Annotated in this window: 11 protein-coding genes and 1 pseudogene; 6 read left to right on the top strand and 6 right to left on the bottom strand. The window is 74.2% G+C overall.

Annotation, left to right across the window (positions count from 1 at the left end; translation table 11 throughout):
• Positions 1 to 105 precede the first annotated feature (105 nt).
• From OG618_RS34235 to OG618_RS34215, 5 genes and pseudogenes are all read right to left on the bottom strand, one after another.
• On the bottom strand, positions 106 to 1,095 hold the full coding sequence (locus tag OG618_RS34235) for an ABC transporter substrate-binding protein (protein ID WP_329491517.1): 990 nt from the start codon (positions 1,093 to 1,095) through the stop codon (positions 106 to 108).
• Positions 1,096 to 1,187: 92 nt separating this feature from the next.
• On the bottom strand, positions 1,188 to 1,448 hold the full coding sequence (locus OG618_RS34230) for a phosphopantetheine-binding protein (RefSeq protein ID WP_329491516.1): 261 nt from the start codon (positions 1,446 to 1,448) through the stop codon (positions 1,188 to 1,190).
• Positions 1,449 to 1,514: 66 nt separating this feature from the next.
• Complete coding sequence (locus tag OG618_RS34225) at positions 1,515 to 2,885, bottom strand: lysine N(6)-hydroxylase/L-ornithine N(5)-oxygenase family protein (RefSeq protein ID WP_329491515.1); 1,371 nt, start codon at positions 2,883 to 2,885, stop codon at positions 1,515 to 1,517.
• 130 nt (positions 2,886 to 3,015) lie between these two features.
• The gene (gene argB / locus OG618_RS34220) at positions 3,016 to 3,987 is read right to left on the bottom strand and encodes an acetylglutamate kinase (protein WP_442906967.1); all 972 of its coding nucleotides are present in this window, start codon (positions 3,985 to 3,987) and stop codon (positions 3,016 to 3,018) included.
• A 324-nt stretch (positions 3,988 to 4,311) separates the two neighbouring features.
• Positions 4,312 to 4,515, bottom strand: a pseudogene (locus OG618_RS34215) (siderophore-interacting protein); the annotation flags it as partial.
• Positions 4,516 to 5,307: 792 nt separating this feature from the next.
• On the opposite strand from OG618_RS34215, the gene OG618_RS34210 reads away from it, so the two are divergent.
• Entirely contained in the window at positions 5,308 to 6,384 is a 1,077-nt protein-coding gene (locus OG618_RS34210) for an NUDIX hydrolase (protein WP_329491514.1), read from the top strand.
• A gap of 137 nt (positions 6,385 to 6,521) precedes the next feature.
• Here the strand turns inward: OG618_RS34210 and OG618_RS34205 are convergent, their stop codons facing one another.
• Entirely contained in the window at positions 6,522 to 6,680 is a 159-nt protein-coding gene (locus tag OG618_RS34205; protein ID WP_329491513.1) for a hypothetical protein, read from the bottom strand.
• A 250-nt stretch (positions 6,681 to 6,930) separates the two neighbouring features.
• On the opposite strand from OG618_RS34205, the gene OG618_RS34200 reads away from it, so the two are divergent.
• From OG618_RS34200 to OG618_RS34180, 5 genes are all read left to right on the top strand, one after another.
• Positions 6,931 to 7,833, top strand: a complete 903-nt coding sequence (locus OG618_RS34200) for an immunity 49 family protein (protein WP_442906905.1) — start codon at positions 6,931 to 6,933, stop codon at positions 7,831 to 7,833.
• 104 nt (positions 7,834 to 7,937) lie between these two features.
• Complete coding sequence (locus OG618_RS34195) at positions 7,938 to 8,261, top strand: plasmid stabilization protein (RefSeq protein ID WP_329491511.1); 324 nt, start codon at positions 7,938 to 7,940, stop codon at positions 8,259 to 8,261.
• A 424-nt stretch (positions 8,262 to 8,685) separates the two neighbouring features.
• Positions 8,686 to 8,913: an amphi-Trp domain-containing protein gene (locus tag OG618_RS34190; protein ID WP_329491510.1), complete on the top strand. Its 228-nt coding sequence runs from the start codon at positions 8,686 to 8,688 to the stop codon at positions 8,911 to 8,913.
• Positions 8,898 to 9,680 carry a histone deacetylase gene (locus tag OG618_RS34185; RefSeq protein WP_329491509.1) on the top strand — a complete coding sequence of 261 codons (783 nt, stop codon included), beginning with the start codon at positions 8,898 to 8,900 and terminating at the stop codon, positions 9,678 to 9,680. Before OG618_RS34190 ends, OG618_RS34185 begins: the two co-directional genes overlap by 16 nt.
• Before the next feature lie 264 nt (positions 9,681 to 9,944).
• Positions 9,945 to 10,532, top strand: coding sequence for a lytic polysaccharide monooxygenase auxiliary activity family 9 protein (locus OG618_RS34180; RefSeq protein WP_329491508.1), 588 nt, complete (start codon positions 9,945 to 9,947; stop codon positions 10,530 to 10,532).
• Positions 10,533 to 10,811 lie beyond the last annotated feature (279 nt).

Below are 10,811 nucleotides of genomic sequence, written 5' to 3'. Positions count from 1 at the left end.
GCGTGGTGGTGCGTGCTGGTGCGTGGTGGTGCGCTCTGGTGTGCGCGGTGCTGGGGCGCGGGGCGGCCCGCCGGGGAGGTGCCCGGCGGGCCGGCCGGCCGGGGCCTAGAGGCCCTTGAGGATGGTCTCGATCTGGCCGAGCACGTCGATCGAGGTGCCGTACCGGTCGCTGGTCGCGTAGGTGACCGGGATGACCTTGTTCGCCTGGACGGCCTTGAGGTTCTTCCAGGACGGCTGCTTGTCGAGGTCCTTGGTGTCCTGCGGGACCTCGCCGGTGGCGGCCGTCCGAGGGACCAGGATGATGTCGGCGTCGGCGAGCACGTCGAGCTTCTCGGTCGAGTAGGTGACCTCGTGCTCCTTGGTGTCGCCGGACGCCTGGGAGAAGGTGGCGCCCACGTCGCTCAGCACCCGGCCGACCCAGGAGCTGCTGGTGTCGACGAGGAACTCGCCGCCGCCGTAGGAGGACGCGATGGTCCACTTGACGGTGTTGAGCTTGCCGGCGTAGTCAGCCTTGATCTTGGCGGCCTTGGTGTCGTAGTCCGACTTCAGCTTCTTGAACTCGGCCTCCTTGCCCACGGCCGTGGCGATCTTCTCCTGGGCGGTGAACAGGTCGACCGGCTTGTCGATGCCGAAGTAGAGGGTCGGCGCGATGCCTTCGAGCTTGCTGACGCCCCAGTCGAAGGCGGTGGCGCCCTCGACCACGATCAGGTCGGGCTTGAGGGAGGCGACCTTCTCGACGTTGATCTCGATGCCCGAGCCGATGGCCTCGATCTTCTTGGCGGCCTCGGTCTGCGAGGGCAGCAGCTCCATCGGGTTGTTGTCGTCGATGGTGCTGGTGCCGACCGGCTGGACGCCGAGGTCGAGCAGCGCGCCGGTGGCATAGGAGACGGAGACGATCCGCTTGACCCCGGCCGGGACGGTGACCTTGCCGTTGGTCGCCTCGATCACCTGGGCGGCCTTGGCGCCGCCGGACGCACCGGAGGCCGCCTCGCTCCTGCTGTCGCCGTTCGAGCCGCAGGCGGTGAGGCCGAGGGCGGCGACACCGGCGACGGCGGCGATTCTCAGACCACGGGACGGCAGGGCACGGGTGTTCATCGTTCTCCTTGGGGGTACTGCGTGGCGTGCGCGGGGGCGCTGGGCATGCGGCGGGCGGGCGGGGAGGGTGAGCTGCGCGGCCGCCCGCGGGGTCAGCTTGCCGAGAGGTGGGCGGACCACACCCGGACGGTCGGGGCGCCGAGGTCGGCCAGGTCGGCGAAGTCCACCCGGGCGCCCCGGGCGCGCCACTTCTCCACCAGGTGCATCAGGCGCATCGAGTCGAGCCCGAGGTCCCGGAGGTCGTCGTCGTCACCGACCGCCGCCGGCTCCTCGCCGAGGAGTTCGGCGATGTCGGCGCGGACGCTCTCGATGTCCAGGACGGGGGCGGACCCGGACGGGCTGGTGTCGGTCATGGCGTGGTTCTTCGCTTCCAGGTCGAGGGGGAGTTCGCCGGTGCGGCCCGGCAGGCCGGCGGACCGTCAGCCGGTGACGCCGAGGCGGCCGTCCTCGGCCCGCAGCTGGCGGCCGGTGTGGCGCAGCAGCAGCGAGTCGCAGATCTCGCCGGAGCGCACCGCCAGGGTGGAGAGCAGCGACGAGGTGATTCCGTGGGTGTGCTCGGTGCCGCCCTGGAGGTAGATCCCCACCTCGATGTGGTCGTCGGTCAGCACCCGGTGGTCGCGGTCGACCCGGAGGCGGCCGAGCTGGTCGGTGCGGCAGGTCGCGCCGAGGTCGCCGAGGAGGTCCCGGGGGTCGACGTGCTCGTAGCCGGTGGCGAGCACCACCGCGTCCGACTCCAGGGCCGTCGTCTCGCCGGTGGTCAGCGAGCGGACCTCGGCGACGGCGCCGTCGGCCAGCTGCCCGACGCCGGTGAGCCGGGTGGCGTTGAGGATCCGCAGCCGCTCCCGGCCGGCCACCTTCTCCTGGTAGACCGTCCGGTAGAGCTGCTCGATCAGATCCCCGTCGACCACCGAGTAGTTGGTGTTCGCGTGGTAGTCGAGCAGGGTCCGCTTGGCCTCGTCCGGCGCGGCGTAGAACTCGTCCACGGCGGACGGGTCGAAGATCCGGTTGGCGAACGGGCTGTCGTCGGCCGGGCTGTAGCCGTAACGGGTGAGGACGGCGCAGATCTCCGCCTCGGGGAAGGTCCGGTGCAGGAACTCGACGGCCTCGGCGGCCGACTGGCCGGCGCCGACCACCGTGAAGCGGCGGTGGCGCAGCTCCGCGCGCCGCTCGATCAGGTCGGGGGCGCGGAACAGCAGGTCGCGGGTGTGGATGACGCGGTCCCCGGCGGTGACGCCCTGGGGCATCCGCGGCTTCAGGCCGGTGCCCACCGCGATGTTGCGGGCCAGCCGGACCTCGCGGTCGGCCGGGTCGGTGACCGACCGGGACTCCACCTCGACGACCTCGACCCGGCCGTCCGGGGTGGTCACCGGGCGGACCGCGGTGACCTCGCGGCCGTAGGCCGTCCGACCGGCGAACTCGGCGGCGCACCACTCGAAGTAGTCGTGGAACTCCAGGCGGGTCGGGTAGAAGGACTTCTGGTTGATGAAGTCCGCGAGCCGGCCGCGCTCCTGGAGGTAGGTCAGGAAGGTGAAGCGGCTGCGGGGGTCCCGCATCGTCACGAGGTCCTTGAGGAAGGAGACCTGCATGGTCGCCCCCTCCAGCAGCATCCCGCGGTGCCAGCCGAACGTCGCCTGCTTCTCCAGGAAGCCGACCTTGAGGGCCTGCTGAGGGTCCCGGCGGTTGTGCTCGTCGACGGCGATGGCCAGGGCCAGGTTGGCAGGACCGAAGCCTATGCCGACCAGGTCGTCGGCGCCCTCGCCTCGGTCGATTGCGCCGTTCTCGCTCGACATGATCGATCCTTCCGTTGCTTCTTGCTTCTCGGCCCCGCCGGTGTCCGGTCGACCGCCGCGGCGGCCGTCCGTCACTCGCCCACTCGCCATAGGTAAGGCTTACCTAAGTTCTACCACTTGATCGGGTGAGTCAAATTCGGATCGTGCCCGAACCGACCATCGCGACCTGCCGACCTTCCGCGCCGGGCGCCTCGCCTCGGCGCACCAGCGGCGCGTCGGGCACCACCTCGGTACCCACCGGCGGACCACCGAAGGCCGCCAGCACCCCGTGGCGGACCCGCCCGTCCAGCACCCGCGCACTGCCGACGCCGGCCCGGACGGCCCGCAGGCAGCCCTCCATCTTCGGGACCATGCCACTCGCCAAGTTCGGCAGCAGTTCGGCGAGTTGGGTGGCGGTCAGCGAGGGGACCACCTCCTGCGAGCGCGGCCAGTCGCGATAGAGCCCCGCCACGTCGGTGAGCATCACCAGCAGCTCCGCGCCCAGCGCGGCGGCCACCGCGGCGGCGGCGGTGTCCGCGTTGACGTTGTAGACGTCACCGCCCACGCCGCGCGCGACCGGGGAGATGACCGGGACCCTGCCGTCCGCCAGCAGCGTGCGCACCATCGAGGGGTCGACGGACGCGATGTCACCCACCTGCCCGATGTCCACCCGCTCGCCGTCCACGACGGCGTGCCGCCGGACGGCCGTCATGGTGTGGGCGTCCTCGCCGGTCATGCCGACCGCGAAGGGGCCGTGGCGGTTCACCAGGCCGACCAGCTCGCGCTGCACCTGACCGGCCAGCACCATCCGGACGACGTCCATCGCCTCCGGCGTGGTGACCCGCAGGCCGTTGGTGAAGTGCGACTTGATCCCGAGGCGCCCCAGCTGGGCGCTGATCTGCGGACCGCCGCCGTGCACCACCACCGGCCGGACACCCGCGTAGCGGAGCAGCACGACGTCCTGGGCGAAGGCCGCCTTGAGGCCCTCGTCCACCATCGCGTTCCCGCCGAACTTGATCACGACGATCTTGCCGCGGAACCGCTCCAGCCACGGCAGCGCCGCGAGGGGGCCACCCGTGCGCGAAGTTCCAGCAACCCCGGCGCGACGTGCGCGCCCGGCCAGGCCGTTCTCCACCGATCCCCCTGCACTCAGGATGCCCGCACCGGGATGTGCGGCGTTCGCTCCCCTCCACCCCGCCACCCGGCTTCGCGAGTGCCGGAGGGAGTGCGGTTCGGTCGCTCCAGAACCACTTAGGCAAGGGTAACCTTACATTTCTTCACCCTTCCCGTCACCATCCCGTACGAACGTCGCCCGCCCGTGCGAAACCGGGGCGCCCGGAGCACGGTCCGCCCGGACGCTCCACCGCGGCGGCGCGGTCACGGGCGCCAGTAGCCGAGCGCGGGCAACCGCCCCTTTGCGACGGCGAGTTCCCGGCGGGCGAACTGGGCCGGCGCCGGGCAACCAGACCCGCACCCCCATGGTCGGACGGACACCGGCAGCCGCGAGCAGCCCGCCGTCCGCGAAGCGCACCCGGCGGCAGTTCTCGGTGACGTCCTCGACGCCGGTAACCGTCAACGCGAAGTCCCTGCCCCGCCTCGGCTTGAGGACGACGCCCCACCAGCCGTGGCCGTGGCCCGCGACAGCCTCCAGCTCGGGCAAGCGTTAGGGAAGGCTAACCTCGCTGTCGGGATGGTGGACGTCGACCCTCCGGCCACCACCCGCCTCCCGGCCGGCCGTCGCCGCGGCTGCGGGACGCCGTCGCCACCGACGACCGGGTCGACCCGGCGTCACCGGCCCTGCCAGGGTCTCGCCGGACTGGATCTGCCCGATCATCAGCTGCTGGTCCTCCGACTGGCAGGCCGACTAGCTCCTCTCCGCCCCGCTCGGGTGTGGGCCGGCCTCCGGGCCGGCCCACACCCCTGTCGAGGAGGCGGTGCGGGCCCGGCGCGCTCGGCCCGTCGCGCCCGTCGGGAGGTCCGGCCGGGCGGCGGCCGGGCCGGGACCACACCTTCGAGTGGCGCGGTCCGGAAACGCCACCGGCCCGGCGGGCCGCGCGGCCATCATCGGTGGACCGACGAACTCCGATGTGACCGGGAGAGCACCGTGCGCGTCCGCACCACCGCCAGTCCCCCTGCCGCCCCGCTGCCGTCGTGCTCCGGCGCGTCCCGCCCGAGCACGGCCCGAACCGGGCTGCCGGTCGGCCGACTTCGCCGCCCCGGGGTCCGCGCCCGGGACGGCGCCGGGCGCGTCACCGCGATCCCCGGGCAGGCCTGACGGCCCGCTGCCCCGCCGGTCCCCGGCACGCCGCTCCGGTGACGACCGCCGGTCCGACCGGTCCCGGAGCCGCCCACCACCGGCGCGGCCCGCGTCCACCCCCCGTCCGCCCTGTCGGCGCACCGCCGCGTCCGGACCGTTCGCCGGCAGGGCCCCGTCAGGAGAGCCGTGAACCCAACCCCCATGCCCGACCCCGAGCTGGCCCGCTACCTCGTCGCGCACCCCGCACCGGCCGCCTGCGCCGACGCCCTGATCCGCGACCACCTCGGCCGGGTGCTCATCGTGGACCCCGACTACAAGCCGGGCTGGGACCTGCCCGGCGGCATGCTGGAGGACGAGGAGCCCGAACCCGCCCTGGTGCGCGAGCTCCAGGAGGAGCTCGGCCTCGACGCCGAGATCGGCCGCCTGCTCGCCGTCGACACCGCCCCGGCCGAACTGTGGGGCCGGGCGATCATCTCCCTCGTCTACGCCGCCCGCCCGAGGGCGGCGGTGGAAGCGGCCGCGCTGGTGCTGCAGCCCGGCGAGATCCGCGCCGCGAAGTTCGTACCGGAGCGGGAGGCGCTGACGCTGCTCGCGCCGACGGTGGCCCGGCGGTTCGCCGCCGCGGCGGCCGCCGAACGCGGCGCGCACACGGCGCTGCTGCGCGACGGGCACCGCCCGCCGATGCCGCCGCGCGACCACTTCGCCCAGCTGCCGGCGCCGATGGCGGCGGCCACCGTACTGGTGCGCGACACCGCCGGCCGGGTGCTGGTGCTCGATCCGTCCTACAAGCCGGAGGCCGAGCTGCCGGGCGGCATGGTCGAGGCCTGCGAGTCCCCCGAGCAGGCCGCCGCCCGCGAACTGCGGGAGGAGCTGGCGCTGGACCTCCCGGTCGGGCGGCTCCTGGTGGTGGACACCGCGCCCGCGACGGCCACCGGGCACGGCCGGGCCGTCACCTGCTTCCTGTACGACGCGGCGCCGCTCACGGCCGCGCAGGCGGGCGCGCTGCGGTTCGCCGACGGGGAGGTCCGCGCCGCCTCCTGGCTCGATCCGGGGGAGGCGGTGCGGCAGCTGCCCCGGCACCTGGCCGCGCGGCTGACCGCCGCGCTGCGCGCGCTGGAGGACGGCGGCATCATCCATCTCAGGGCCGGCGTCCCCGCGACGCCCGCGCAGGGCGCCGGTGCGACGGCGGGTGGCCGCGCACCGGCGCCGGCCGCCCGGCAGGATCCGCAGGGCGGTGGCGTGCGACGGTGGCCCGCCGTATGAGTCGACCCGCACCGGGGCGAAGCGCCACGGGGCGGAGCGACGACGGATGGAGCGACGACGGATGGAGCGACGGCAGGAATCGCGGTCGCGGTGAGGGTGGGAGCGGGGTTCGGCCGCCGGGAGTCGTGCGGGCGGCCTCAGGCCTCGGGGAACTGCTCCTCGTGGTCGGCCACCCCGGCGGGTTCCAGGAACGGCGCGCGCTCCACGGGCTGCAGGTGGTGGCGGTCCGTCTGGACGGGAACGGTCGCGGAAGGCTCGGAGAAGGGCTGCCACAAAGGGCGCAAGTCGGCGGTCACGATCACCAGTCTGCCAGTCCCGGGGCCCGCCCGGTGCCCGCCCGCCCACCGACGGCCGGGGCGGCCCCGCGCGACCGTCCCGCGACGGGGTGCGGCGCGGGCGGATCCGGCGGTGAACCGGCCCCGCGGCGGGGGCGGTGACGCTCCCCGCCCCGGTGGGTCCGGGCCGTCCGGGGCGGGTCGGCCGGGCGGCAACCGCCCTGGTAGCGTCGGGCGGCCAGCCAAAATGATCACAGGAAAGGCAGTAGCCGTGCAGGAAGTGACGTGCCACAAGGTCGACGAGGACCGCATCGCCCGGGCCCTCGACGACATCGGTGGACAGTCGTTCAACCGCTGGCACTCGCTTCGCTACGGCTCCTTGTCCATCGGGGGCCTGGTGCGGCTGCAGGGCGAACTCCTCGACCACGTCGGCGCCCGCACCCTGAGCGACCCCGCGCTGACCGGTCCGTCCGGCCGCGACGTCCTGCGGGCGGCCGCCGAGTGCGCACTCGGGGTACTGGCGCTGGGCAGCTTCCCGAACGGCGACTTCGAGGTCTACTTCCCGCTCAACGACCAGACCCTCGACAGCGGGGACTTCGCCTTCGGCGACGCGGTGGACGACGTGTCCACGGCGCGCACCTGGCTCGACACCTTCGCGCTCTGCGTGACCACGGACCTGCTCCACCGGCCGGAGCGGGTGGTCGGCCCCCTGCTCAAGGACTACGCGGCCGCGATCCGCGACGGGGTGCCGTACTCGCCGCTGGAGTCGGTGTCGGACCCCGGCGACCTCGCCGCGATGGACGCGCTGTGCGGGTACCTCGCCGACATGGTCGGCACCTGGCCCGCGACGCGGGTCGCCCCGGAGCCGATCACCAAGCCCGACGCGCAGGCCCGCGCCGAGGCCGCCCGGCGGCTGGACGCGGCCGGCGCCCTCACCCCGGACCAGCGGCTGCTTCGCGTGCTCCTGGACGACGACCGGGCCGCCTTCGAGCACGCCCTGACCGAGCGTCTCCGCCTCCACCGGGACGGCGTAGGACCGGACCCGGAGCCGAGGACCCTGCTGCCGGCCGAGACCGTCGCCCTGGCCGCCCTCGCCGTCCGGGCGCACGGCTGGCAGCTGGAGACCCGCTCCGGCTACCTGCCGGAGGGCCTGCTGGCCGACCCGCAGGAGTAGCCCCGCCCGACGCGCGGTACGGGCCGGCGGGAACTCCTGCGGCTTCCGCCGATTCGCCGAGCGGCGACCGGGTAGGCGCGCGCCGAGAGGAGAGGAGAACTGCGATGCCCCGAGGATCGAGCCCCAAGCGGGAGCGCCAGTACGAGCACATCAAGGAGAGCGTGCTGGAGCGCGGTGAGAGCGAGGACCTGGCGGAGGAGATCGCCGCCCGGACGGTCAACAAGGAGCGGGCCAGACACGGCGAGGCGCGGACCGCCAGCCGGAGTTCCACCCACGACATCTCCTCCGGCCGGCGGGGCGGACTGCGGTCCCACGAGGGCGCCGGGGGCCGCACCTACGACCAGCTGTACAACGAGGCCAAGCACCGCAACATCAAGGGCCGTTCGAAGATGAACAAGCGGGAGCTGGAGCACGCGCTCGACCGCTGACGCCACCCGCCGCACACCCGGAACGAGACCCGCCGCACCCCGCCGCACCCCCGAAGCGAGAGGTGGCCGTGATGACCAGACCGACACCCCCGAACCCGGACACCGAGCCGTTCCCGCACCCGGCCCCCGGGCCGCGCCACCCCGGCGAGGAACCCGTCCCCGTGCCGCCGCCCGTCCCACCGTTCCCCGACCCGGATCCGGCGCCCCCGCCGCAACCCGGACCCGCCGGGGTGTGAGCGGCCCGGGTGGCCGGTCCGGGCGGGCCGATCGCGGGCGGTCCGGGGTCACGGCCGGGAGGCACGGGACCGCGGAGAGCGACCGGTGGCGACCGGCCGTGACCGGCCGTGACCGGACTGCCCGGGCGGCGGCCGGGCGGCGGGGTCACACTGGACGTATCCGCCGTCCCCCGGGTTTGGAGGCCTCCGTGAGTGAACTCAAGTTCGAGCAGAAGGCCTCGCTGACGCGGCTCGAAGCGGCCGACCGGCTCACCGCGCTCGCCGACGCGCTGCGGCACGGCGCCAGCGCCGAGCTGGACCTCGGCCCCGGCACACTGACCGTGCGCGTCCCCGACGAACTCCAGATCGAGATCGAGGTCGAGGTCGAGGACGGGCAGATCGAGCTTGAGGTCGAGCTCAAGTGGCGGACCGAGTAGGCCGACCCGACAGCGCCACCCCGGGCCTGCCCCAGCCCGGTTTCCGGCCGGTCGCCGCCGGGCGCGCGGCCGGGATCCGCGACATCGTGGCACGGTGGCGGCTCCGCCCGGCGGGCGCCGCAGCGGCTGGCGCCGAACCCGATCGCGTCTGGTACGCCGCCTACGGCTCGAACATGTGCGCCGAGCGGCTGGCCTGCTACCTTCGCGGCGGCCGGCCGGCGGGTGCCGCCCGGACGTACCCCGGCTGCCGCGACGGGCGGCCGCCGGAGCGGGCCGTGCCGGTGACGCTCCCCGGGCAGCTGTACTTCGCGCTGCAGTCGACGGTCTGGGGCGGTGGCACGGCCTTCTACGACCCGGACCGGACCGGTATGGTGCCCGCGCGCGCCTATCTGCTGACCACCGGGCAGTTCAGCGACATCGCCGCCCAGGAGAGGCACCGGCAGCCGGGGGCCGACCTCTCGCCGGCCACCGCCCTGCGCACCGGGCGGGACCGGCTCTGGCCGGGCCGCTACGGGACGCTGGTGTGCCCCGGCTCCCTCGACCACACCCCCGTGCTGACCCTCACCGCCTCCGGCGGCCTGGCCGACGCCGACCTGCGGGCACCCCGCGCCGCCTATCTGCGCACCATCGCCGCCGGACTGGTCCAGGCCCACGGCTGGGACCTCGGACGGATCGCCGAGTACCTCGGCACCCGCCCGGGGGCCGACGCGCAGTGGACCCCCACCGCCCTCCGCCGGGCCCTGGCGGAGACCGCCGGCGACGGCTGAGGACCACACTGCGCTCCCGCCGGACCGCTCCCGAACATACCGGCCGGCCACCCTGTCGCCGCGCAGGAATGACGAACGTCCCTCTGGGGAAAGGGCGTTCATGACGGCGAATGGTTCAGACCATTGACGGCCCGGGGCCACAACTCCTACGGTGGGGACCACACCGACCTGGCGCAGGCATGCCAAGAGATCGACGGCCGCCGCACCCCCACGCGCGCGCCCTGCGTCGGGCGCACACTCCATCCACCCCCACGGAGGAGCACCATGCGCAAACGTCATCTCGCCGTCGTGGCCGCGGCCGCGGTCGCGCTGCCGCTCACGCTGGCCCTGCCGGCGCAGTCGCACGGCTTCATCAACCTGCCGCCCAGCCGGGCGGCCCTGTGCGGCGCGGGCGTCGTCACCAACTGCGGCGACATCCAGTGGGAGCCGCAGAGCGTCGAGGGCCCGAAGGGCTTCCCCAGCCGCGGACCGGCCGACGGCACCATCTGCGCCGGCGCCGACCCGCGCTGGGCGCCGCTCGACGCCCCGCGCAACGGCAACTGGCCGACCACCAACGTGACGGCGGGCCAGCAGCTCACCTTCACCTGGAACATCGAGGCCCGGCACGCCACCACCACGTTCAAGTACTACCTCACCAAGCCCGGTTACGACGCGACCCAGAAGATCACCCGGGCCAACCTGGACCTGACCCCGTTCCTGACCGTCAACTACAACGGGCGCCAGCCCGCCGCCACGACCACCCACACCGGGACCCTTCCCAGCGGCCGCACCGGCCACCAGGTCGTCGTGGCGGTCTGGGAGATCGCCGACACCAACAACTCGTTCTACTCCTGCACCGACGTCAAGTTCTGACCTGACGCCAGTGCCGCACCGACGCCCGTCGGCCCCCTGCCCGGCACAGCTGTCCGAGACCCGGCCCGGTGCACTCCGTCGCACGGCGGAGTACACCGGGGCGGGCGCCCCGGGGCGGGGCGACGGGCCGGGACCGTGTGCGCGAACCGCCCCCGACCTCGCCCCCGCCGTGCCGAACCGGCGGGTACCCGGGGTGCCGGTGGTGCCACTGGGACGGGTGCGAAGCAGCGCGGCCCGACGGTCCGAAAGGGTCGAACATCTGCGCTGTCGCACCTCTAT

This window comes from Kitasatospora sp. NBC_01246 (assembly GCF_036226505.1).
GTDB lineage: Bacteria > Actinomycetota > Actinomycetes > Streptomycetales > Streptomycetaceae > Kitasatospora.
This window is presented reverse-complemented; position numbering and strand designations above follow the sequence as displayed.

Excerpts from the sequence above, each read along its gene's own strand:
- OG618_RS34195 (WP_329491511.1), top strand. The coding sequence starts at position 7,938 with ATGCCCCGAGGATCGAGCCCCAAGCGGGAGCGCCAGTACGAGCACATC.
- OG618_RS34235 (WP_329491517.1), bottom strand. The coding sequence starts at position 1,095 with ATGAACACCCGTGCCCTGCCGTCCCGTGGTCTGAGAATCGCCGCCGTC.
- OG618_RS34225 (WP_329491515.1), bottom strand. The coding sequence starts at position 2,885 with ATGTCGAGCGAGAACGGCGCAATCGACCGAGGCGAGGGCGCCGACGAC.
- OG618_RS34180 (WP_329491508.1), top strand. The coding sequence starts at position 9,945 with ATGCGCAAACGTCATCTCGCCGTCGTGGCCGCGGCCGCGGTCGCGCTG.
- OG618_RS34230 (WP_329491516.1), bottom strand. The coding sequence starts at position 1,448 with ATGACCGACACCAGCCCGTCCGGGTCCGCCCCCGTCCTGGACATCGAG.